General features: G+C 68.8%; 20 protein-coding genes. 9 read left to right on the top strand and 11 right to left on the bottom strand.

The window, feature by feature from the left end; genetic code table 11:
- Nucleotides 1-25: 25 nt before the first annotated feature.
- On the top strand, nucleotides 26-1,855 hold the full coding sequence (typA, locus tag GGR16_RS09805) for a translational GTPase TypA (RefSeq protein WP_019402123.1): 1,830 nt from the start codon (nucleotides 26-28) through the stop codon (nucleotides 1,853-1,855).
- 61 nt (nucleotides 1,856-1,916) lie between these two features.
- Here typA and GGR16_RS09800 read toward each other — a convergent pair whose 3' ends face one another.
- The 9 genes from GGR16_RS09800 to GGR16_RS09760 all read right to left on the bottom strand — a co-directional run bounded on the left by GGR16_RS09800 (nucleotide 1,917) and on the right by GGR16_RS09760 (nucleotide 10,866).
- Nucleotides 1,917-2,078 carry a hypothetical protein gene (locus GGR16_RS09800; protein ID WP_019402124.1) on the bottom strand — a complete coding sequence of 54 codons (162 nt, stop codon included), beginning with the start codon at nucleotides 2,076-2,078 and terminating at the stop codon, nucleotides 1,917-1,919.
- 229 nt (nucleotides 2,079-2,307) lie between these two features.
- Nucleotides 2,308-3,294: a cysteine synthase A gene (cysK, locus tag GGR16_RS09795; RefSeq protein WP_183316492.1), complete on the bottom strand. Its 987-nt coding sequence runs from the start codon at nucleotides 3,292-3,294 to the stop codon at nucleotides 2,308-2,310.
- A gap of 121 nt (nucleotides 3,295-3,415) precedes the next feature.
- Nucleotides 3,416-3,868, bottom strand: a complete 453-nt coding sequence (locus GGR16_RS09790; protein WP_019402126.1) for an RrF2 family transcriptional regulator — start codon at nucleotides 3,866-3,868, stop codon at nucleotides 3,416-3,418.
- A 33-nt stretch (nucleotides 3,869-3,901) separates the two neighbouring features.
- Entirely contained in the window at nucleotides 3,902-4,372 is a 471-nt protein-coding gene (dut, locus tag GGR16_RS09785) for a dUTP diphosphatase (protein ID WP_183316491.1), read from the bottom strand.
- On the bottom strand, nucleotides 4,369-5,577 hold the full coding sequence (coaBC, locus tag GGR16_RS09780) for a bifunctional phosphopantothenoylcysteine decarboxylase/phosphopantothenate--cysteine ligase CoaBC (RefSeq protein ID WP_183316490.1): 1,209 nt from the start codon (nucleotides 5,575-5,577) through the stop codon (nucleotides 4,369-4,371). Before coaBC ends, dut begins: the two co-directional genes overlap by 4 nt.
- A gap of 172 nt (nucleotides 5,578-5,749) precedes the next feature.
- Nucleotides 5,750-7,318 carry a 2-polyprenylphenol 6-hydroxylase gene (gene ubiB, locus GGR16_RS09775; RefSeq protein ID WP_183316489.1) on the bottom strand — a complete coding sequence of 523 codons (1,569 nt, stop codon included), beginning with the start codon at nucleotides 7,316-7,318 and terminating at the stop codon, nucleotides 5,750-5,752.
- Between the two features lie 7 nt (nucleotides 7,319-7,325).
- A complete protein-coding gene (gene ubiE, locus GGR16_RS09770; protein WP_183316488.1) occupies nucleotides 7,326-8,084 on the bottom strand; it encodes a bifunctional demethylmenaquinone methyltransferase/2-methoxy-6-polyprenyl-1,4-benzoquinol methylase UbiE in 759 nt (252 codons plus the stop codon).
- A gap of 116 nt (nucleotides 8,085-8,200) precedes the next feature.
- Nucleotides 8,201-9,904, bottom strand: coding sequence for a lysine--tRNA ligase (locus tag GGR16_RS09765; RefSeq protein WP_183316487.1), 1,704 nt, complete (start codon nucleotides 9,902-9,904; stop codon nucleotides 8,201-8,203).
- Between the two features lie 119 nt (nucleotides 9,905-10,023).
- Nucleotides 10,024-10,866 carry a transporter substrate-binding domain-containing protein gene (locus tag GGR16_RS09760; RefSeq protein WP_183316486.1) on the bottom strand — a complete coding sequence of 281 codons (843 nt, stop codon included), beginning with the start codon at nucleotides 10,864-10,866 and terminating at the stop codon, nucleotides 10,024-10,026.
- A 325-nt stretch (nucleotides 10,867-11,191) separates the two neighbouring features.
- Between GGR16_RS09760 and GGR16_RS09755 the strand changes: the two genes are divergently transcribed.
- The gene (locus GGR16_RS09755; protein ID WP_183316485.1) at nucleotides 11,192-13,012 is read left to right on the top strand and encodes a glycosyltransferase family 2 protein; all 1,821 of its coding nucleotides are present in this window, start codon (nucleotides 11,192-11,194) and stop codon (nucleotides 13,010-13,012) included.
- Here the strand turns inward: GGR16_RS09755 and GGR16_RS09750 are convergent.
- Nucleotides 12,987-13,184: a hypothetical protein gene (locus tag GGR16_RS09750; protein WP_026015126.1), complete on the bottom strand. Its 198-nt coding sequence runs from the start codon at nucleotides 13,182-13,184 to the stop codon at nucleotides 12,987-12,989. The two genes, GGR16_RS09755 and GGR16_RS09750, sit on opposite strands and share 26 nt — an antisense overlap.
- 132 nt (nucleotides 13,185-13,316) lie before the next feature.
- Nucleotides 13,317-16,109: a glycosyltransferase gene (locus tag GGR16_RS09745; RefSeq protein WP_183316484.1), complete on the bottom strand. Its 2,793-nt coding sequence runs from the start codon at nucleotides 16,107-16,109 to the stop codon at nucleotides 13,317-13,319.
- Between the two features lie 419 nt (nucleotides 16,110-16,528).
- Between GGR16_RS09745 and GGR16_RS09740 the strand changes: the two genes are divergently transcribed.
- From GGR16_RS09740 to GGR16_RS09710, 7 genes are all read left to right on the top strand, one after another.
- A complete protein-coding gene (locus GGR16_RS09740) occupies nucleotides 16,529-16,885 on the top strand; it encodes a hypothetical protein (protein ID WP_019402135.1) in 357 nt (118 codons plus the stop codon).
- Between the two features lie 315 nt (nucleotides 16,886-17,200).
- Nucleotides 17,201-20,080 (top strand): monovalent cation/H+ antiporter subunit A, encoded by a 2,880-nt coding sequence (locus GGR16_RS09735; protein ID WP_183316483.1) that lies wholly within the window; start codon nucleotides 17,201-17,203, stop codon nucleotides 20,078-20,080.
- 2 nt (nucleotides 20,081-20,082) lie between these two features.
- Nucleotides 20,083-20,454, top strand: coding sequence for a Na+/H+ antiporter subunit C (locus GGR16_RS09730; RefSeq protein WP_050996604.1), 372 nt, complete (start codon nucleotides 20,083-20,085; stop codon nucleotides 20,452-20,454).
- Entirely contained in the window at nucleotides 20,451-21,986 is a 1,536-nt protein-coding gene (locus GGR16_RS09725) for a monovalent cation/H+ antiporter subunit D (protein ID WP_183316482.1), read from the top strand. Before GGR16_RS09730 ends, GGR16_RS09725 begins: the two co-directional genes overlap by 4 nt.
- 3 nt (nucleotides 21,987-21,989) lie before the next feature.
- Nucleotides 21,990-22,481, top strand: a complete 492-nt coding sequence (locus GGR16_RS09720; protein ID WP_183316481.1) for a Na+/H+ antiporter subunit E — start codon at nucleotides 21,990-21,992, stop codon at nucleotides 22,479-22,481.
- The gene (locus GGR16_RS09715) at nucleotides 22,478-22,747 is read left to right on the top strand and encodes a K+/H+ antiporter subunit F (protein WP_019402140.1); all 270 of its coding nucleotides are present in this window, start codon (nucleotides 22,478-22,480) and stop codon (nucleotides 22,745-22,747) included. Before GGR16_RS09720 ends, GGR16_RS09715 begins: the two co-directional genes overlap by 4 nt.
- A 21-nt stretch (nucleotides 22,748-22,768) precedes the next feature.
- Complete coding sequence (locus GGR16_RS09710; protein WP_019402141.1) at nucleotides 22,769-23,161, top strand: Na+/H+ antiporter subunit G; 393 nt, start codon at nucleotides 22,769-22,771, stop codon at nucleotides 23,159-23,161.
- Nucleotides 23,162-23,230: the final 69 nt, after the last annotated feature.

The following is a 23,230-nucleotide window of genomic DNA, read 5'->3' as shown; positions in this document are numbered from 1 at the left end:
CCCATCCGCCGCGGCAGGAGTTTTCATGCAGCTGCGCAATATCGCCATCATCGCCCACGTCGACCACGGCAAGACGACCCTCGTGGACAAGCTGCTCGCCCAGTCCGGCGCCTTCCGCGAGAACCAGCGCGTGGCCGAGCGCGTGATGGATTCGAACGACCTCGAGAAGGAGCGCGGCATCACGATTCTTGCCAAGGCGACCTCGGTCGTCTGGAAGGGCACGCGCATCAACATCGTCGACACGCCCGGCCACGCCGACTTCGGCGGCGAGGTGGAGCGCATCCTCAACATGGTGGACGGCGCCATCGTGCTCGTCGACGCCGCCGAGGGCCCGATGCCGCAGACGAAGTTCGTCGTCGGCAAGGCGCTCAAGATCGGCCTGCGCCCCATCGTCGCCATCAACAAGGTCGACCGGCCGGATGCGCGGGCGCAGGAAGTGATCAACGAGGTCTTCGACCTCTTCGCCGCCCTCGACGCCACCGACGAGCAGCTCGACTTCCCCATCCTCTACGGCTCGGGCCGCGACGGCTGGATGGCGGCCTCGCCCGAGGGCCCGAAGGAGGACGGCCTTGCGCCGCTCTTCGACCTCGTGCTCGACCACGTGCCCCCGCCGACCGTCGAGGACGGCGCCTTCCGCATGCTCGGCACCATCCTCGAGGCCAACCCCTTCCTCGGCCGCATCGTCACCGGCCGCATCTCGGCGGGGCAGGTGAAGCCGAACCAGGCGATCAAGGTCATCGATCGCGACGGCAAGGTCATCGAGCAGGGCCGCGTCTCGAAGATCCTCGCCTTCCGCGGCATCGAGCGCCAGCCGATCGATCTGGGCGAGGCGGGCGACATCGTCTCCATCGCCGGGCTCGAGAAGGGCACGGTAGCCGACACCTTCTGCGCGCCGGAGGCCGACACGCCCCTGCCGGCCCAGCCGATCGACCCCCCGACCGTCACCATGTCCTTCCTCGTCAACGATTCGCCGCTCGCCGGCACCGAGGGCGACAAGGTGACGAGCCGCATGATCCGCGACCGTCTGTTCAAGGAGGCCGAGGGCAACGTCACGCTGAAGATCGAGGAATCGTCCGACAAGGATTCCTTCTTCGTCTCCGGCCGCGGCGAACTGCAGCTCGCCATCCTCATCGAGACCATGCGCCGCGAGGGCTTCGAACTCGCGGTGTCGCGCCCGCGTGTCGTCTTCAAGAAGGACGAGGCCACGGGCGAGACGCTGGAGCCGATCGAGGAGGTCGTCATCGACGTCGACGAGGAGCACTCGGGCGTCGTCGTGCAGAAGATGTCCGAGCGCAAGGCGGACATGATCGAGATGCGCCCCTCCGGCGGCAACCGGCTGCGCCTCGTCTTCCACGCCCCGACGCGCGGCCTCATCGGCTACCAGTCGGAGCTGATGACGGACACGCGTGGCACCGCGATCATGAACCGGCTGTTCCACGCCTACGCCCCCTACAAGGGCGAGATCGCCGGCCGGCGCAACGGCGTCCTCATCTCGAACGACGCCGGCGAGGCCGTGGCCTATGCGCTGTGGAACCTCGAGGACCGCGGCCCGATGATGATCGAGCCCGGCTGGAAGGTGTACCAGGGCATGATCGTCGGCGAGCACACGCGCGACAACGACCTCGAGGTCAACGTGCTCAAGGGCAAGAAGCTCACCAACATCCGCACCACGTCGAAGGACGAGGCCGTGCGCCTGACGCCGCCGATCCGCATGACGCTGGAGCGGGCGCTCGCCTGGATCCAGGACGACGAGCTCGTCGAGGTGACGCCGAAGTCCATCCGCCTGCGCAAGACCCTGCTCGACCCCAACGACCGCAAGCGCGCCGAGCGCGCCAAGGAAGCGGCGGCGGGCTGACGCCGACAAATGGAAAGGGCGCCGAAGGCGCCCTTTTTCATGTCCGCTTGAGAGGCGGCGCTCACATGTCCGGCCCGATGCTCACGTCGCTCTCCGGGACGATCGCGACATGCTCGCCGGCCCCGCGCAGCAGGCTCACCGCCGAGCGCGGCAGCCGGTCCTGCGTCGCGTAGGCCGCGGCGAAGAACACGAACATCGAGAGAAGGGCGAGGCGGCGGTACATGGTTCGGCTCCCGGTGCCCGGCGCCGCATCGGCGCGTCAGGCAGGGACAAGATGCGCCGAACCGGAACGGGCCGGCGTGCGCCCCCGCACGCGGCGGGGCCCGCCGAAGCCGAACAAGCAAAAGGGCGGCCACATGGCCGCCCCTGAGCTTCGCAAGCCAATCGAAAGAGGGCCTCTCGAAGGAGCGCCGAGATTCCCTCTCCCCGCTCACGGGGAGAGGGAATAAAGATCACAGCCCCTCGAACAGCGCCGTCGAGAGATAGCGCTCGGCGAAGGAGGGGATGATGATGACGATGGTCTTGCCGGCACTGTCCGGACGCGCGGCGATCTCGAGCGCCGCGGCCACCGCCGCGCCCGAGGAGATGCCGACCGGGATGCCCTCGAGGCGGGCGACGAGGCGCGCGGTGTCGAAGGCCGTCTGGTTGCCCACCGTCACCACCTCGTCGATCACGGAGCGGTCGAGCACCTGCGGCACGAAGCCGGCGCCGATGCCCTGGATCTTGTGCGGGCCGGGCTGGCCGCCGGAGAGCACGGGCGAATCCTCCGGCTCCACCGCGACGACGCGCAGGGAGGGCTTGCGCGGCTTCAGCACCTGGCCGACGCCGGTGATGGTGCCGCCGGTGCCGACGCCGGAGACGAAGATGTCCACCTCGCCGTTGGTGTCGTTCCAGACCTCTTCGGCGGTGGTGCGCCGGTGGATGGCCGGATTGGCCGGGTTGGCGAACTGCTGCGGGATGATGGAGCCGGGGATCTCGTTCTTCAGCTCCTCGGCGCGGTTGACGGCGCCGCGCATGCCCTGGGGGCCGGGGGTGAGCACGAGCTCGGCGCCGAGCAAAGCGAGCATCTTGCGCCGCTCGATCGACATCGTCTCCGGCATGACGAGGATGAGGCGATAGCCGCGCGCGGCGGCGACGAAGGCGAGCGCGATGCCGGTGTTGCCCGAGGTCGGCTCGATCAGCGTCGCGCCCGGCCTGATGAGGCCGCGCTCCTCGAGGTCGTCGATCATGCTGACGCCGATGCGGTCCTTCACGCTCGCGATCGGATTGAAGAACTCGAGCTTGGCGAGGAGGTTGGCCTTGACGCCCTTGTCCTTCGCCAGCCGGTCGAGTCGCACCAGGGGCGTGTCGCCGATCGTCTCGGTGATCGAATTGTAGATCCGCCCGCGGCCGGGCACGTGCTGCTTGTCCGCGGCGGGCTTGGCGGCTGGTTCGGCCATGATCTCGTCTCCACCCTTCTGCCGGCCTGCCGCAGAAGTGAAAGGCAGGCCAGGCGATTGAACCTCAGCCCCGATAGCATATTTACACAAAGACTGTCGATAATATTCCTATATTCACATTCTATATCGTAAAATCGACCGATGACGGCACGAGCCCGAAGACCGCGGCCTCCTCGGCGCGTCGGCACAGGTCTTCGACCGTCGATTCGTCGAGGATCCTGAGAAAGGCCTCCCCGGCATCACGCACCACCGGCCCGACGACGAGGTCGACGAGGGCGGATTCCGGCACGGGCGGCAGCGATTCCTCCGTCGAGGTCGCCATCGCCGCCCGCACGATCTCGCCGGCCGTGATGCGGCGGCGCTCGCGCGCGAGTTCATAGCCGCCGCGCGGTCCCCGCACTCCCTTGAGGATGCCGGCCCGCACGAGTTGCTGCAGCACCGTCTCGAGATGGCGCGGCGGCAGGTTGTGACGGGCCGCGAGCAGCTTCGCCGCCACCGGGCTCGGCCGGGCGTGGATGGCCACGTCGACCACGGCGGCGATGGCGAGAAGGCTGCGCCGGGAGAGCAGGATCATTGTCGTCGTTCCTCTTCGTCTGCTTCTCGCGGGTCACACGCCGGTCGACCCGAAACCGCCGGCGCCGCGCTCCGTCGCGCCGAGCCGGTCGACTTCCGCGAACCGGACCTGCCGCACGGGCGCGACGACCAGCTGTGCAATGCGCATGCCGCGGCTCACCGTAAAATCCGCTGCACCCGTGTTGATCAGAATAACACCGATCTCGCCGCGGTAATCCGCATCCACGGTCCCCGGCGCGTTGAGAACGGTCACGCCGTGCTTCAGGGCAAGGCCGGAGCGTGGCCGCACCTGCGCCTCGTAGCCCGGGGGCAACGCCATCGCGAAACCCGTGGGCACGAGCGCGCGGCCGCCGGGCGGCAGCGTCACCGGCCCACCGGCGGGTACGGCTGCCATCAGATCGAGCCCCGCGGCATGCGCGCTCTCGTAGCGTGGCAGCGGCAGGTCGCCCGCATGCGGCAGGCGCACGACCTCGACGAGCGGTTCGGCAGGCGGCGTCGGTGTCATGCGGATCCCTTCGGCATGGCGGCGGCGATGCGGGCCACGAGCCGGCGCGCCACCTCGTCCTTGTCCATGGTCGGCCAGTCCTCGACGCCTTCGCCGGTGACGAGATGCACCGTGTTGCGCGTGCCGCCCATCACCCCCGTGCCGGGGCCGACGTCATTGGCGACGATCCAGTTGCAGCCCTTGCGCAGGCGCTTCTGGCGGGCATGCTCCACCACCTTCTCCGTCTCGGCCGCAAAGCCGACGACGAGGCCGGGCCGCTGCTCGGCACGATGCGCGATGGTGGCGAGGATGTCGGGGTTCTCGACGAGGGCGAGCTGGGGGGTGCCCTTGCCGTTCTTCTTCATCTTCTGAGCGGCTTCGCCCGCCGTGCGCCAGTCCGCCACCGCCGCGGCGAAGACCGCGGCATCGGCCGGCAGCGCCGCCTCGACCGCCGCCAGCATCTCGCGGGCGGTCTCGACCTCCACCGTCGTCACCCCCGCGGGCGGGGCGATGGCGACCGGCCCGGACACGAGCGTCACCCGCGCCCCGGCGGCAGCCGCGGCTGCGGCGATGGCGTGCCCCTGGCGCCCGGAGGAGCGGTTGGCGATGTAGCGCACGGGATCGATCGGCTCGTGCGTCGGCCCCGACGTGACGAGGACGTGGCGGCCGGCGAGCGGCAGGTCCGCACCGCCGAGAAGCCGCTCGACGGCGGCCAGGATCTCCATCGGCTCGGCCATGCGGCCGGGGCCGAACTCGCCGCGCTCGGCCATCGCCCCCTCGTTCGGCCCCACGACGGCGACGCCATCGGCTTCGAGGAGCGCCATGTTGCGGCGCGTGGCCGGGTGCTGCCACATGCGCGGGTTCATCGCCGGGGCGACGAGGACCGGCTTGTCGGTAGCAAGAAGCGCCGTCGAGGCGAGATCGTCGGCATGGCCGCCCGCCATCTTGGCGAGAAGGTCGGCCGTCGCCGGCGCGACGACGAGGAGGTCGGCCGAGCGCGACAATTCGATATGGCCGATGTCCGCCTCGTCGGTCAGCGAGAAGAGGTCGGTGAAAGTGCGCTCGCGCGACAGGCTGGCGACGGAGAGCGGCGTGATGAATTCCGCGCCGCCCTTCGTCAGGATCGCACGCACGGAATAGCCGCGCTCCTTCAGGCGGCGGATGAGATCGAGCGACTTGTAGGCCGCGATGCCGCCACCGATGATGAGAAGGATACGCTTGGTCACGCGCCGCTCCCGTCGAGGATCGATCCGGCGCCGGGCGCTTGGGCGAGCGAGGCCGGCGCGGCGCGACGCGCAAACTAGCGCGTCGTGCACAGCACGCAAACAGTTCAGCGCGCCATGGAAGCCCTCGGCACGGAAATGAAGTATCAACCTTAACGTGCAGAGTGGCGGATTTTCAGCCGCCGAGCCACATGGCGGCCAGGATGGCCGCGATGACCCACAGCGCCAGGTTGCCCCAGCGGGCGCGGCGGGCCTCGGCGCGGCCGATGTCGGCGACGCTTTCCGGCGCGAGCAGGAAGCCGCGCTCGCCGGCGATCTCGAGCTGCTCGACGATGCGCTCGCCGCGGTTGAGGATCGACGGCAGGTGCCCGGCGAAGCCCGCGATCGACAAAGCGCCGCGCCCGGCCTCCTCCAGCCGGCCGACGGGGCCGAGGTTGCGCTCGATCCACTGGCGCACGACCGGGTCGGCCGTCGACCACATGTCGAGGCGCGGGTCGAGCGAGCGCGCCACGCCCTCGACCACCACCATGGTCTTCTGCAGCATCACGAGCTCGGTGCGCGTGTTCATGTCGAACAGCGCCGTGATCTCGAAGAGAAGCGTCAGGAGCTTCGCCATCGAGATTTCGTCGGCGCGCCGGTCGTGGATCGGCTCGCCGATGGCGCGGATGGCCTGGGCAAAATCCGCGATGCTGTGGTGGCGCGGCACGTAGCCCGCCTCGAAATGCACCTCCGCCACGCGGCGGTAGTTGCGCGTGATGAAGCCGAGGAGGATCTCCGCAAGGAAGCGCCGCTCCTTGTGGCCGAGCCGGCCCATGATGCCGCAGTCGACCGCGACGAGCCGCCCCTCGGGATCGACGAAGAGATTGCCGGGATGCATGTCGGCATGGAAGAAGCCGTCGCGCAGCGCCTGGCGCAGGAAGGACTGGATGACCGTGCGCGCCAGCACCACGCGGTCGTGGCCGGCGGCGACCAGCGCCGCCATGTCCGACAGCGGCGTGCCGTCCACCCACTCGCTCGTCATCACGTCGCGGGCGGTGAGGTCCCACTTCACGTCCGGCACGCGGAAGTCGACGTCGTCGCGGGTGTTCTCGCCGAGCTCCGACAGCGCCGCTGCCTCGAGCCTCAGGTCCATCTCCATGGCGACGGAGCGCGCCAGCGTCTCCACCACCTCGATGGGCCTGAGGCGCCGCATGGACGGGAACAGGCGCTCCGCCATGGCGGCGGCAAAGCGCATGGAGGCGAGATCGCGTGCGAAGCGCTCGCGCACCCCCGGCCGCAGCACCTTGACCGCGACCGTCAGCGCTCCCTCGCCCTCGCCGATGCGCGCCTTGTGCACCTGGGCGATGGAGGCCGCGGCGAGCGCCGGGCCGAAGTCGCTGAACAGCCTGTCGATGGGCACATCGAAGGCTTCCTCGATGGTGCGCACCGCCTCCTCGCGCGGAAAGGGCGGCAGCCGGTCCTGCAGGCTCTCGAGATCGGCCGCCGCGCGCACGCCGACGACGTCGGGCCGCGTCGCCAGGAACTGGCCGAACTTGACGTAGGAGGGCCCGAGCCGCGTCATCGCCGCCGCAAGGCGCGAACCGCTCTCGCGCGCGCCGCGCCGCTCGACGGTGCGGCCGAGCGAGATCATGAGGCGCATCGCCGGCGGCAGCGGGGCGACGTCGGTCAGGGAAAGCGCCCCTTCGCGCGCCAGCACGAAGCCGACGCGGGCGAGCCTGAAGCAGTGGACGAGCGCTGAGATCACGACCGCCTCAGATCTTCCAGCCGGAATGCAGGGCGACGATGCCGCCCGTCATCGGCCGGGCCGTGACGCGCACGAAGCCCGCTTCCTCGATCATGCCGGCGAAGGTGCGGGCGTTGGGGAACTTGCGGATCGATTCGACGAGATAGCGGTAGGGCTCGCCGTCACCCGTCACCATGCGGCCCATCGTCGGGATGACGTTGAAGGAATAGGCGTCGTAGATCGCATCGAGCACCGGCACGTCGACCCGGCTGAACTCGAGGCACAGGAAGCGGCCGCCGCGCTTCAGCACGCGGTGCGCCTCCTTCAGGGCAAGTTCGATGCGCGGCACGTTGCGGATGCCGAAGGCGATCGTATAGGCGTCGAAGCTGCGGTCCGGAAAGGGCAGGCTCTCGGCATTGCCCTGCACGAACTCGATGTCGTGCGCATGGCGCGCCGCCGCCCGGTCGCGCCCGACGGCGAGCATCTCGCCATTGATGTCGAGCACCGTGACCTTGGTGTCCGGCCCGCCGGCGTCGCTCACGCGGAAGGCGACGTCACCGGTGCCGCCGGCGACGTCGAGATGGTGGAAGGGCCGGTGCCGCGGCGGGCGCAGCGTGGAGATGAGCGCATCCTTCCACGCCCGGTGCAGGCCGGCCGACATGAGGTCGTTCATCAGGTCATAGCGGCCGGCGACCTTGTGAAAGACATCGTCGACGAGGCGCTGCTTGTCCGTGAGCCTCACGTTCGAGAAGCCGAAATGCGTGTCTTCGTCGCGCGCTGCCGTCATCGTCCCACCTCATCGAACGCCGGGACCATAGCCCGGCCGGCGCGGCCGCGCCATGGCACGGCACGTCGCGCCCCCGGGTCGTCACCCGAAAACCGCGCGCCGCACCTTGGACCGGCTCAACGCGCCGCGAGGAAGGCCTCGTGCTCGGCCAGGAGGACGCCGGACAGCGCCTTCTCGATCAGCGCCCGCGTCTCCGCGACGCCGTAGAGGGCGATGAAGGAGCCGAAGCGCGGCCCGCGCTCTTCGCCGAGCAGCACCTGGTAGACGCTCGAGAACCACTGCTGCGAGACGCCCGGGCGCCCGTCCGGGCTCTTCGTCTTGCCGCTGAGATCGGGGAAATGCCGGCGCCCAACCTCGTAGACGACCGCCTGCAGGGCATCGGCGTCGCTCGATCCCTCGAGCGCCGCGAGCTCGTTGTCGAGATCGGCCAGCGCCGCCCGCTCCGCCTCGCTCGCCGCCCGGAACGTCTTGGCCGGGCGCACGAAGTCGCGGAAGTAGTTGACGGCATAGCCGACGAGCTTGGCGAGCCGGGGATGCGTCTCGGGCGACGCGCCCGGCGCATAGCGACGGATGAAGCCCCACAGCACCGCCGGATCCTCGGAATTGGCGACGCCGGCGAGGTTCAGCAGCATGCCGAAGGTGAGCTGCGTCGACGTCCCGTTGGCCCCGGCCGCCTCGATCGTCTCCGGCGCCGGCGGCTCGCCGGCGTGGATGTGCCAGGCCGGGTTGCCGAGCCGGTGCTTCCACTCCTGCCGGCCATAGGCGTTGAGGAAGCCGAGATAATCGTCGACATGGCGCGGGATGACGTCGAAGAACAGGCGCTTGGCCTCGCGCGGCTTGTTGTACATGAAGAGGGCGAGGCTTTCGGGCGTGCCGTAGCGCAGCCACTCCTCGATGGTGAGGCCGTTGCCCTTCGACTTCGAGATCTTCTGGCCGTTCTCGTCGAGGAAGAGCTCGTAGTTGAAGCCCTCGGGCGGCGCGGCGCCGAGCGCGCGGGCGATCTGGCCCGACAGGCGCACGGAATCGATGAGATCCTTGCCCGCCATCTCGTAGTCGACGCCGAGCGCCACCCAGCGCATCGCCCAGTCCGGCTTCCACTGCAGCTTGGCATGGCCGCCCGTGACCGGCGTCTCGAAGCGCTCGCCCGTGTCGGGATCGCGCCAGACGATGGTGGCGCTGTCCTTCCTCACCTCCTCGATCGGCACCTGCATCACGATGCCGGTCTTCGGATGGACGGGCAGGAAGGGCGAATAGCTCTGCGCCCGCTCCGCCCTGAGGCTCGGCAGCATGATCGCCATCACCTCGTCATAGCGCTCGACGACGAGACGCAGCGTGTCGTCGAAGCGGCCGGCGGTGTAGCACTCGGTCGCCGACATGAAGGTGTAGTCGAAGCCGAAGGCATCGAGGAAGGCGCGCAGGCGGGCGTTGTTGTGGTGGCCGAAGCTCTCGTGCGTGCCGAAGGGATCGGGCACCCGCGTCAGCGGCTTGCCGATATGCGCGGCGAGCATGTCGCGGTTCGGCACGTTGTCCGGCACCTTGCGCAGCCCGTCCATGTCGTCGGAGAAGGCGACGAGCCGCGTCGGGATGCGATCCTCCGTCAGCACGCGGAAGGCGTGGCGCACCATGGAGGTGCGCGCCACCTCGCCGAAGGTGCCGATGTGCGGCAGGCCCGAGGGGCCGTAGCCCGTCTCGAACAGGGCCTCTTTCTTGCCCGACCGCTCCAGGCGCGCAACGAGTTTGCGCGCTTCCTCGAACGGCCAGGCGGCCGAGGCGCGGGCGGCCTCGACGAGCGCGGGATCGAGCTGGAGCGGATGCGTCATGATACTCGTCTCTTCAAGAAGGATGGGGACGCCGGCCAAGGCAAGGCTGCGGCGGGCGCGACACTAGGTAGGGCGCCCGGTTGCGTCAACGCGGCATTTCCGGCCAAATCCCGGAAAGGTCAATAGAAGCCGACCGGGAAATAGCGCAGGTAGAGCTCGGTATAGGTGCCGTTCTCCCACAGGCGCTGCAGTGCGTAGTCGAAGGCGCGCCTCAGCACCTTGTCGTCCTTGCGCAGCACGAAGCCCACGCCCTCGCCGAAATAGCGGCTCTCGAGATAGGGACCGCCGACGAAACGACAGCAGTCGTCGGCCACCCGCCCGTTGAGCCACAGGGCAAGGCTCATCCCGTCCCCGAACAGGTAATCGACCTCGCCGGCCCTCAGCGCCTCGCGCGCGGCGATGAGATTGGCATAGGGCTTCGCCTCCGCCTCGGGGAAATAGGCCTTCAGGAAGGCTTCGTGTGCGCTGTCGGCGATCACCGCGACCGTGTGACCGGCCAGCACCTCGGGCGTGAGCCTGTCCGGCGCCTTCTCGCGTCGCACGACGAAGCGGGCCGGCATGCGGTGGAAGGGAAAGGTGACCGCAAAGCCCTCCCTGAGCGTCGCCGTGACCGGAATGCCGGCCGCGACCACGTCGCCGTGGCCGGCCTCGAGCGCGGGCAGCAGCGTGTCGAACCGCCGGGCCTGGATCGTGCAGGCAACCGAGAGCACCTCGCAGGCGGCCCGCGCGAGCTCGACCGCAAAGCCCGTCGGCACGCCGTCCGGGCCGGCGAAATGCAGCGGCGGGAACTCGTCGTCGGTCATGACGCGGACCACCCGGACCCAGGACAGGTCCGGCTTCTCGATGCGGGTCCGCGTGTCCCAGAAATTGGGCACGACGGGCCCGCTCCCCTCCGCCGCGAAGACGGGTCCGCCGAGGAGGACGAGGAGGGCGAGCACGCCAAGCAGCGATCCCTTGAACACTCCGTCTCCTCCAGCGCCCGCCGACCGCGGCCGGCCGGCGCCTGTAGTTGTGCGCCAGCGGATCAATGCCGGCAAGAGGGCGCCGCAGGCGGCCAGCGATCTGCCTCGGGCGATTCCTACAAAGAAATTTACAAATCCCCGCCTGTGGATAAGCTGTGGAACGGGTTGTGGGGCAAAATAGATGAAGACAGAATTTCTATCCCCCGAAACCATCGGGGGAGCACGAAGCCATTTTGATCAAGAAGATAAAGATGTCTATTTAAGCTATACAAGTTTTACCCACGGAACGGACGGGGACGGCATCGGTTTTCTGCTGCAGCACGGCGTGTCGGGACAGGCTCTCGCCGAGGCTCGCCGATATGCACGCCTGTGGCGGGTCTCGCCGTTCGAGGCGCTGCTGGCCGCTGGCGCCATCGACGAGGAGGGGCTCTATGCCGCCGTCGCCGGGACGCTGGGCATGCCTTTCCTGCGCCGCGACGTGCGCATCGGCGCCGGCGCACGCTTTCCCGAATGCCTGACCGCCGGCGTCGTGCCGCTGCACCCCGACGGGCAGGGCCTGCGCTTCGCCATCGCGCCGGGCGTGCGGCATCTCGGCCGGTTCATGGAGCAGCACGCCCGCTGGCACGATGCCGGCGTGGCGCTCACGACGCCGCGTCTGCTGACCGGGCTGGTGCTGCGTGCCTTTCCCCGACACATCGCCCATCTTGCCGCCAATGGTCTTGCCGATGCGGCCGCCGCGCTCTCCTACCGGGGCCAGATGAGCGGCCTGCAGATCGGCCTGCTCGCGCTCGCCGTGGGCGTCATGAGCTTCCTCCTCGTCCGGGCGCCGGCTGCGGCCTTCGGCCTGTTCGCCTCGCTCTGCGGCCTCGTCTTCATCGCCATGGTGACGGTGCGCCTCGCCTGCTGCCTGGAGCCGCCCCGGCGCCCGCCGCGGCGCGGCCCGGAGGACCACGCGCTGCCGACCTATACCGTCATCGTGCCCCTGCACCGGGAGGCGCGCGTCCTGCCGCAGCTCCTCGCCGCCCTTAAGGGCCTCGACTATCCGCCGGCCAAGCTCGACATCAAGCTCGTCATCGAGAGCGACGACGCGACGACCGCCGAGGCGCTGCGCCGTCGGACGCTTCCGTCCTGGTTCGAGGTCGTCGTCGCGCCGCCGGGCCTGCCGCGCACCAAGCCCCGCGCGCTCAACCTGGCGCTGCAGCTGGCGCGCGGCGAATATACGGTCGTCTACGATGCCGAGGACGTGCCGGAGCCGCAGCAGCTGCGCCTGGCGGCCGGGCATCTTGCGGCCGCGCCTGCGCATGTCGCCTGCCTGCAGGCCCACCTCGCCATCGACAATGTCGACGACGGCCTGCTGACGCGCCTGTTCGCCATCGAGTATGCCGTGCTGTTCGACGTCATCAATCCGGGCCTTGCCGCCTTCGGCTTCCCGGTGCCGCTCGGCGGCACGTCCAATCATTTCCGGACGGCGGCGCTGCGCAGCGTCCATGCCTGGGACGCCTGGAACGTCACCGAGGATGCCGACCTCGGGCTCAGGCTGGCGCGCCTCGGCTACGCGGTCGAGGACCTGCCGTCGACGACGCGGGAGGAGGCGCCGGCGCGCCTGCGGGCCTGGCTCGCCCAGCGCACGCGATGGATGAAGGGATGGCTCCAGGTCTGCGTCACGCATACGCGCGAGCCGGTAACCGCGCTGCGGCAACTGGGCCCCGCCGGCACCCTGGGCGCCGTCGCGACGGTGGCCGGCACGGTGCTGACCGCGCTGTTCTTTCCCATCTTCCTCGTCACATCGGTGCTGATGCTCGCCGACGGCAGCCTGTTCACCGCCGATGCGCCGATGCGCCGCGTCTTCGCCGCCCTCGGCCTCACCCTCTTCGCCGCCGGCAGCCTTGCCATGGTCGTGCCCGCCCTCATCGGCCTGCGCCGCCGCAATCTGCAGCGGCTCGCGCCCTATGTCGCGCTGATGCCGCTCTATTTCGTGCTGATCTCCTTCGCCGCCTGGCTGGGCGTGATCGAGCTCATCCGCAGCCCGTTCCGCTGGAACAAGACGGAACACGGCCTCGCCCGAACCTCCGAAACGGCAAGGCGCCGCACGGATCCGGCCGATATGGCCGTCCGGCCGGTCAGAAGCAGCCGGCGATCGCGGTGAGCAGCCAGTCGGCGAAGACGGCCTGCGACGAATGGCTCCAGAAGAAGAGCCCTGCCGCCAGGAGTGCGACGCCGAAGCCCGCCGAGCCGGCAAGAAGCAACCGCCGCTGCCCGCTCGTCAGCGTGGCCTCGTCCGATGCCCGCACCCCGCCGCTCAGCTTCATGCCATCCACAGCGCACCTCGTCTCACCCGGTGAGGCCGACAGGATAGCAGCTCGCGCCCGAACGCCCAACCACCTGTCGTGACCGGTCTCGCCCGGCCGAGGCTCCCCGCTCTGGCCAGGCCCCCCCTGATCGGAACCGCGCTACGGCAGAAGCTCGAGGATCGTGTTGTTGATCCTCCAGCCGTTGTACTGGAGCGGAACGAGCTTGTGGCCGTGCAACCCACGAATCCGCCGGGCGGCGGCCCCCACGTCGAACAAGACGATCGGCCGCGCCGCCCTCAGCGCCAGCGAGAGGGTGTAGGAATAGGTCTCCGGCCACACGGAGGGCAGGAAGATGACGTCGATATCGAGGGCGTCGATGGTCTCGAGAACGGCGGCATTGTCATAGGGTCCGGTCACGGTGATCCCCGCCTGCGCCGCCTTGCCGTCGTTCTCGGTATAGCCGATGACGATGAACTCGACGGGCAGGCCGCGCAGCCGGGCATCGGTCGCGCAGTCGAGGAGCTTCTCGAAGCCCTTGATGGCGGAGATGGCGCCGAGCACGCCGACGCGCAGGATGCGGGAGCCGGGGCGCGGCCGCTTGAGCAGGGGCGTCGGCATGACGTTGTCGTGCGGCCGGATCTGGAAGCCGATGTCGGGGAAGTAGCCCTTCAGCCGTCTCGCGACGTCCTCGTCGGGCACGACCACGGCTTTCGCGCCGGCGAGCAGCTCGTGATAGTCCGCCCGCCACGCGCCGATGTCCGGCACGCCGAACTCCGTCGGGTTGGCCTGCAGGCAGGCCTGGCAGGCGGGACTGTCGGGCTCCCCGCAATAGACGCCCTTGGCGTCGATGAGGTTGATGCGCGGGCAGATGCCGAAATAGTCGTGCACGACCACCCGCCATGGCCGCTGCAGGTGCCTGAGCAGGTTCAGCACGCCCGAGGCCGGGCGGGAGCCGAAATCCATGATGTGGTGGACGTGGACCTCCGTGATCGCGAGGTCGTCCGCCAGGCGCTGGAGCAGCTGCAGGTCGAGGCCGGTGTGGATCCCCGAGAGCATCGGCATCGTCGCCACACGCGCACCCACGATGTCGAAGCGGTCGTGGAACCTCGGGTCGGCGACGGCACGGAAGACGCCGTACCCTGCCGCCTCCAGGCGCCGCATCTCCTCGCGCACGTGCTGCTCCGTGCCGCCGCCACGGATATGGCTGACGACGAGCACGTTTCTGGCCCGACATGAGCGCCGCAGGCGCTCCCGGTCGATCTGTTCGCGCGCGTGGCGCAGCGGATCCGCCTGGAGGAAGGCCTGCACCTGGGCCTGGTAATGCGGATGCCGCTCGCCGATGACCCGCATGGCGTGCTCGATCCGCTCGCGGCGCTCCTCCCGGAAGGAGGTCGCACCGAGGTGCCGGACGAAGACATTCGGGGCCGCGATGTTCTTCCAGCCGGCATCGATCGCGCGCAGCGAGAAGTCGTTCTCCTCGCCGTAGCCGGTCCCGAATGCCTCGGCATCGAAATAGCCGATCCTGTCGATGAGCCCTCTCTTGATGTACATGCAAAACCCGACGGCGGTCGGCAACTCGATGGCCTCTCCCGCATTCACCGAGGCGGCGATGCGGTCGATCTCCGCATAGGGCACCTCCAGCAGCCGGTCGTTGTCCTCGTTGAAGAAGGGATAGGAGCAGACCGTCCCGTTGTTGGTCAGGGGCGTCACCGTGCCGAAGCGCGCGTCGGCATGCGCGGCCTTCCGCAAGCGGTCGATCCAGTCGCCGAACACTTCCGTGTCGGAATTCAGCAGGATGACGTCACGGACGGGGTGAAGCTGCATCGCCTTGTTGACGGACCTGACGAACCCTTCGTTCTCATGGTTCCGGATCAGCCGGATGTAGCCCTTCTTGGCGAGGAGCCTGAGGACGTCCGACAGGTCCTCTTCCGGCGAGCAGTCGTCGACGACGACGACGCAGGAGGCTGTCTCGTTCTGGGCCGAGAGCACGCGGTAGAGACAGGTGATGGTCTCGCACTTGCCGCGGTAGACGGGAATGATGACGTCGACGGCGGCACGGGAGGCCCAGCCGAAGAGGTGCTGCATCGTCCCCGGACGCGGCAGGGCGAGGATCTTGCGCAGGTAGTGATCGGCGTCGTGATCCTCACCCGCGAAGACGGGATTCTCGGGCTTCGGCGGCAGCGGCACGCCGCGCCTGCGCTCCACCTGGCCATAGCGCACGAAATGCTCGAGCGCCGGCATGCCGCCGGCCGCCACGTCCGGATTGGCGGCGAGATAGCCGCCGGGGTTGAACATGTCGCTGGCGCAGCGACCTTCGGCGATCCCGAAGGTGACGAAATGCCGGAAGGGCTCGCCGCCCCAGCCCGCGATATCCGGATTCTTCTTGAGATAGACGGGATACGAGAACCACGGCGTCGGGCTCTTGCGCCGCCAGCGGCCCACGAGCAGGAAATGCAGCAGCGCTTCCGTCGTGATGAGGGAGCGTCCCGGGAAATGCCGCTGGTAATAGGCCGGATCGAAGAACTGGATCGGCACGACGGTCAGGTTGCCGCGCAGCAGGTCCCGCATTCCGGAGAGCCGCCCGGCCTGGTCGGGCGCCCGATGGAAATGGACGCTGCAGAGCCAGCGGCCGTACTTCTCCAGGACGAGCCCGCTGAGCGTGATCGCGATGCCGTGTCCGACGACCGGGACATGGTGCAGGAGATTGATCGATAGGAAGGCGATATAGCCGCCGGCGCCGATCAGCGTCCGTCTGGCGAGGAGATAGACCCACTGCGCCCCGTATTGCCGGGCCCGAAAGGATAGAACGCGGAAGACCTGCACCAGATAGCGGCATGCCGCGATGATCTTTGTCGCACAGGCGAAGACGATGCTGTCCAGATCCGAGAGAATCCCGGCCCTGTCCGCTTGTTGACGAACGCCGTGTGCCAGCCTGGAAACAATCTGCTGCATCTGAAAATTCCACTGTAATGAACGAACGACGCAACGAATGAAGAAAACAAAGGCGTGGGCATGCGGGAAAAACCTTCCCGCAGCTGTTCACCTCGACCAACCGGACGGATGATGCGGAGCCGGGCACCCCAACCCGGGGCGCCGATCACCGCAGCTCTTCCTTCCCCACCGGGCGGGCGCTGGGCGCCCGCGGCGTGCCGGCCCTGCCGTTGCGGCCGGCGCCACCCTGATGGTATGCGCACTGTCGGCAAATTCGACTCGACAGCGACTGGCAAACTCGGCCAAGAGGCTGACATATCACGCAAAGCTGCTTACGGCGGCTGCGGAGGCGGAAGGATGTGGAAGGTGGGAGTTTGCGTCGCCGCCACTGTGGCGCATGATGCCCGCTCCACGGGAGCGTCTCCGACGGAGGCACGACGATGGCGCCACGCCTGCCTGACCTCGCCAAGCGATCGCTGAAAACAGCCCTCGACGACTTCGGCCACGTGATGGAGCGGGTTCACACCCATGCGCTCAAGCAGCGCATGAGCCCGGATGAGTTCCGCGCGACTGTGGCCGGCCTCGGCTTCTCATCCATGCGCGAGTTCTGCGACCGCACCGGCCTGCCGGAAAGCACCATCGAGAGCTGGTTGCGCTTCGGCCTCTCCCACGATGCGGCCCAGCTGCTCAGCGCCATGATGGGCTACCGCAACCGCGTCAAGGAGGCGATCGAGGCCGCCGACAGCGTGACGAACGCCGGCATCGCCGATTTCTTCGAGGAGCGGCGGCTGCCCTGAAGCCGTTGCTGCGCCGCACAAATCGACCGGCGCGACACCTGAAAGTCTTGACCCGCGCGCAACGGGGATGGCACATCCCCCCGTCGGCATCTTTCCGCTGCCCTTCGGGCTTTCGGCTGGATGACGGCCGGGCCTGACGAGACGGGCGCCCCGTCGGAAACGACGTTGGCGGCGCCTTTCCGGCAGCGGGCATCCTGCCCGCATGCCGAGGCCCGAGGGGGGCTCACGACGTTGTGAACGGCCGTGCCCGGCGTGCCAGCGCGCCGGGGCGGGTGTTCAGATGCGGTCAATCGAAGGTGGGAACGACGCACTCGCATGAAACTGGCGCTCATCACCCTGCTACCGTTTCTCGGAGCCGTCTTCCCCGTCTTCTCCATCCGATCCGGCCGTAATGCGTGCGCCAGCCTCGCCGGGGCGTTCACGCTCGCGGCGCTCGTGCTGCTCCTCACCGAGGCGCCCGCCGTCTACCGGGGCGAGGTGCCGTCCTGGGACGTCGAGTGGCTCGCGCCGATCGGCCTGCGCTTCTCGTTCTTCGTCGACGGGCTCGGCTTCTTCTTCGCCGCGCTCATCCTCGGCATCGGCCTGCTCATCATCCTCTACGCCCGCTTCTATCTCGACCGCAGGGATCCGATGGGGGTGTTCTACACCTATCTCCTGCTGTTCCAGGGCGCCATGGTGGGCATCGCCCTGTCGAACAACGTCCTGATGATGCTGGTGTTCTGGGAGCTCACCTCGCTCTCGTCCTTCCTGCTCATCGGCTATTGGCGCCATCTGCCCGAGGCGCGCCAGGGCGCCCGCATGGCGCTGGCGGTGACAGGCGGCGGCGGGCTCTGCCTCATCGCGGGCATGCTCATCCTCGGCCATATCGCCGGCAGCTACGAGCTCACCGAGATCCTCGCGCGCGGCGAGATCATCAAGGCCTCGCCGCTCTACGGCCCGGCGCTGGTGCTCATCCTTCTCGGCGCCTTCACGAAGTCGGCGCAGTTTCCCTTCCATTTCTGGCTGCCGCACGCCATGGCGGCGCCGACGCCGGTGTCGGCCTACCTGCACTCGGCCACCATGGTGAAGGCGGGCGTCTTCCTGCTGGCGCGGCTGTGGCCGGCGCTCGCCGGCACCGACATGTGGTTCCTCATCGTCACCTCGGCGGGCCTCGTCACCATGCTCGTCGGGGCCTGGATCGCCATCTTCAAGGACGATCTCAAGGCGCTGCTCGCCTTCTCCACCGTCAGCCACCTCGGCCTCATGGTGATGTTGCTCGGTTTCGGCACGCCCATGGCGGCGATTGCCTGCGCCTTCCACATCCTCAACCACGCCACCTTCAAGGCGCCGCTCTTCATGAGCGCCGGCATCGTCGACCACGAGGCGCACACCCGCGACATCCGCCGCCTCGGCGGTCTCACGACGCTGATGCCGATCACCGCGACGCTCGCCCTCCTCGCCGCCGCCTCCATGGCGGGCATCCCGCTCCTCAACGGCTTCCTGTCCAAGGAGATGATGCTGGAGGAGGCATCGCACACCGCCTATGCCGGCATGGCCTGGCTGGTGCCCGCGCTGGCGACGCTCGGCGCGCTCTTCTCCGTCGCCTATTCGGCGCGCTTTGCCATCCGCACCTTCCTCGGCCCCGTCCGGCACGACTATCCGCACCATCCGCACGATCCGCCCTTCGGCATGTGGCTGCCGGTCGCCGTCCTCGTCGTCCCGGTCGTCGCCATCGGCCTCCTGCCGGTCCTCGCCGAGCCCATCGTCGTCCGCACGGCGACGGCGATCGTCGGCGGGCCGCTGCCGGAGTTCCACCTCGCCCTGTGGCACGGCCTGACGCCCGCGCTCTTCATGAGTCTCGTCGCGATCGCCGGCGGCGCCGCGCTCTTCGCGGCCTTCGATCCCGCCAACCGGCTGCGCCTGTCGCTGCCGCGGCCGGAGGCCAAGCGCCTGTTCGACAGGACGATCGGCGCCCTCGTCCTCGTTTCGCGCCGCTTCATCGACGCTTCGCACACGGGTTCGCTGCAGGCCTATGCGGGGGCCACCATCGTCGCCGTGGTCGTCGTCGGCCTCGTCGCCTTCTTCGACGCGCCCCATGGCGGCGGCGAGCGGGCGCCCATGGCGGTCAACCTGCCGGCCGTCATCGCCTGGTTCGTCCTCCTCGGGGCCGCGCTCGCCATCGTCCTGCGCCACGCCGACCGGCTGCTGACGCTCGTCCTCACCAGCGTCGTCGGCCTCATCGTCTCGCTTGCCTTCCTGCAGTTCTCGGCGCCCGACCTCGCCCTGACGCAGATCTCGGTCGAGGTGGTGACGACGATCCTGCTGCTGCTCGCCCTCAACCTCCTGCCGAAGGAGACGGTGCTCGAGAAGGGCATCGGCGTGCACCTGCGCGACGGGGCGATCGCCCTCGTCGCGGGCCTCGGCATCGCCGGCATCGCCTATGCGGTGATGACGCGGGACTTCACCACCATCTCGGATTACCACATCGCCCAGTCCAAGCCCGGCGGCGGCGGCACCAACGTCGTCAACGTGACGCTGGTCGACTTCCGCGGCTTCGACACCTTCGGCGAGATCATCGTGCTCGGCATCGCCGCCCTGACAATCTTCGCCTTGCTTGACAACGCCCTGCGCGGGGCTGCGGCCCGCCGGCTCGACGCCATGCGCCAGGCGTTCGCGGGCGAGGAGGGCAAGGACGCGCATCCGCTCATCCTCGTCGTCGCCACCCGCGTGCTGCTGCCGCTCGCCCTCACGGTCGCCGCCTACATCTTCCTGCGCGGCCACAACCAGCCCGGCGGCGGCTTCATCGCCGGCCTCATCGTCGCCATTGCCTTCATCATGCAGTACATCGCCAGCGGCTATACCTTCGCGGCCGGCCGCGCCCGCGTCGACGCCCAGGTCATGATCGGCGCCGGCGTCGTCATCGCCGGCCTCACCGGCATGGGCGCCTGGCTGTTCGGCAAGCCGTTCCTCACGAGCACCTTCGGCTACGTGCACCTGCCCATCGTCGGCGAGTTCGAGCTCGCCTCCGCCATGGGCTTCGACACCGGCGTCTTCCTCACCGTCGTCGGCGCCGTGATGCTCTCGCTCGCGCAGATCTCCCGCGTCGAGCAGCGGGCCGAGCGCGAGCCGGTGCCGGAGGGCCCCATGGACATCAAGCTGAAGCCGGAGGAGGCGCCCCTGCCGGTCCGCGCCGCAACCGAAGGAGCGGGCGAATGAGCATGGAATTCCTCCTCGCCAGCGCCATCGGCACGCTCACGGCGGCGGGCGTCTACATGACGCTCAGGGCGCGCACCTTCCCGGTCATCATCGGGCTCGCTCTCCTCTCCTATGCGGTGAACCTCTTCCTCTTCTCCATGGGGCGCCTCGTGGTGGACAGGCCGCCGATCATCCATCCGCTCGCCACCACCTATACGGATCCGCTGCCGCAGGCGCTGGTGCTGACCGCCATCGTCATCTCCTTCGGGATGACGGCGCTCATCGTCGTCCTTGCCCTGCGCAGCTTCCTCGAGACGGGATCGGACAATGTCGCCATGCGCGAGATGAACGAAGGCGCGAATATCGAGCCCCGGAGCGAGGAGGCGCCCCGATGAGCCACTGGATCGTCGCCCCCACGCTTCTGCCGGCGCTGACGGCCGCCTACCTCATCCTCTTCGCGCGCAACGACATCTTCCACCAGCGCATCGTCTCCGTCGCCGCGACGCTGATGCTCGTCCTCCTCACCTTCGGCCTCTACCAGCTGGCCGGCGACGGGGAATCGCGCGCCTACCTGCTCGGCAACTGGCCGGCGCCCTTCGGCATCGTGCAGGTGCTCGACCGGCTGTCGGCCACGATGCTCCTGCTGACGGCCTGCCTCGCCTTCATCGTCGTCGTCTACGCCATCCACGGCTGGGACCGGCGCGGCCGCTATTTCCACGCCCTCTTCCAGTTCCAGCTGCTCGGCATCAACGGCGCCTTCCTGACGGGCGACTTCTTCAATCTCTTCGTCTTCTTCGAAGTGATGCTGATCGCTTCCTACGGCCTCATGCTGCACGGCGGCGGGCCGCGGCGGCTCAAGGCCGGCTTCCAGTACGTCACCATCAACCTGATCAGCTCGACGCTCTTCCTCTTCGCCGTCGGCCTCATCTATTCGGTCACCGGCACGCTCAACATGGCGGACCTTGCGGCGAAAGCCGGCCAGGTCGGCGCGGGTGAGGTCGCGCTTCTGCGCACGGGCGCGCTGCTCCTGTTCATGGTCTTCGCCATCAAGGCGGCGCTGGTGCCGCTGCACTGGTGGCTGCCGACGACCTATGCCGCCGCTTCGGCGCCGGTCGCCGCGCTCTTCGCCATCATGACCAAGGTCGGCGCCTATTCCATCCTGCGCATGTACGGCCTCGTCTTCGGCGCCGACGCCGGGCCGCTGGCGCTCGTCGCGGCGCCGTGGGTGATCCCGGCCGCCATCGTCACCCTTGCGATTGGCGCCATCGGCGTCCTCGCCAGCCGCACGCTGCTCGACCTCGTCTGCTTTTCCGTCGTCGCGTCGATGGGCACGCTGTTGATCGCCCTAGGCCTCTTCGACGAGGTGGGCATCGCCGCCGCCCTCTACTATCTCCTGCACAGCACCCTGGCCGGCGCGGCGCTCTTCCTCCTCGTCGACCTCATCGCCGTGCGGCGCGGCCGGGCGCGCGACCGGCTGAACGCCGCTCCCCCCTTCCCGCGCGACTACGTCTATGGCGGGCTGTTCTTCCTCGCCGCCATCGCCATGGTCGGCCTGCCGCCCCTGTCGGGCTTCCTCGGCAAGCTGCTCATCCTCGATGCGACGCGCGAGACCGCCCATGCGGGCGTGATCTGGGCCACCGTCCTCGGCTCGAGCTTCCTTATGCTCGTTGGCTTCTCCCGGGCCGGCAGCGTGCTCTTCTGGAAGAGCGCCGCGCAGCCGCCGCAGGAGGAGGAGGAAGAGCCCAAGCGCCGGGTGCTGCCGACGGTCGCCGCCGGCGCCCTCATCGCCGGCATGGTCCTGCTCTCGGTCTTCGCCGGGCCCGTCTCCCGCGCCGTTACCGACACGGCGCAGCAGGCGCTGGACACGCGCGCCTATGTCGAAGCGGTGCTCGGCAGCATCAAGACAGCCCGCGCGACGGGACATTGAGCCATGCGCAAGATCCTCGTCCCCCACCCCATCCTGACCTTGCTCATCACGCTCGTCTGGCTGCTGCTGGCCAACGAGTTCTCGGCCGGCCACCTCGTGCTCGGCCTCATCCTCGGCGTGCTCATCCCGCAGATCACCAGCGTCTACTGGCCCGAGCGGCCGAAGATCGGCGCACCGCTCACGATCGTCGAATACGCGCTCATCGTGCTGTGGGACATTGTCGTCTCCAACGTGCAGGTCGCGCGGCTCGTCCTCTTCCGCCGCAGCGACGGCCTGCGCTCGACCTTCGTCACCGTGCCGCTCGACATCACGGCGCCGGAGGCGATCACGACGCTCGCCGGGACCATCACCATGACGCCGGGCACGGTGAGCGCCGACCTGTCCGCCGACGGGCGGGCCCTGCTCGTCCACTGCCTTGACGTCGACGACCCGGCGGCAACCGTCGCCCAGATCAAGGCCCGCTACGAGGCCCGGCTGAAGAGGATCTTCGAATGATCACGCTCGCCTGCCAGATCGCGCTTGTCGCCATCGGTCTTTCGGTGGTGTTCAACGTCTACCGCATCGTCGCGGGGCCGGACGTGCTCGACCGCATCCTCGCCCTCGACACCATGGTGATCAACGCCATCGCGCTCATCGTCGTCATCGCCATGCTCTTCGAGGCGCCAACCTATTTCGAGGCGGCCCTGCTCTTCGCCATGGTCGGCTTTCTCACGACGGTGTCGTTCTGCAAGTACCTGCTGCGCGGCAACGTGATCGAATGAACCCCGGCAAGGGACGGACCGATGCCCATCGTCGCTGAATTCCTCATCGCCGCCCTCATCGTCGTCGGCGCCTTCTTCCTGCTCGTCGGGTCCTTCGCGCTCGCCAAGCTGCCGGACATGATGCGCCGCCTGCACGGCCCCACCAAGGCGACGACCCTCGGCGTCGGCTCCGTCCTCGTCGCGTCGATGGCCTATGCGGCGGTGGTGCGCGGCACCCTGTCGATGCACGAGTTGCTCATCACGCTCTTCCTCTTCCTGACGGCGCCGGTGACGGCCTTCATGGTCTCCAAGGCGCATATCCTGCGCGATCGGCCTGAGCGCGCGAAGCTGCCGCCCACCGGCAGCGAGAAGGGCTGGGCGACGCTCGACCCCTCGCCCGGCTCGACGGACGAGCTGGCCGGCTTCGAGCGCTAATGACGGCCATGTCCCGGTCATCTCCGGAAGAGATGGCAGGGATCGCCGAAAACCATTTTTCCTGATGGG

This window comes from Chelatococcus caeni (assembly GCF_014196925.1).
Taxonomy (GTDB): Bacteria; Pseudomonadota; Alphaproteobacteria; order Rhizobiales; family Beijerinckiaceae; genus Chelatococcus_A; species Chelatococcus_A caeni.
This window is presented reverse-complemented; position numbering and strand designations above follow the sequence as displayed.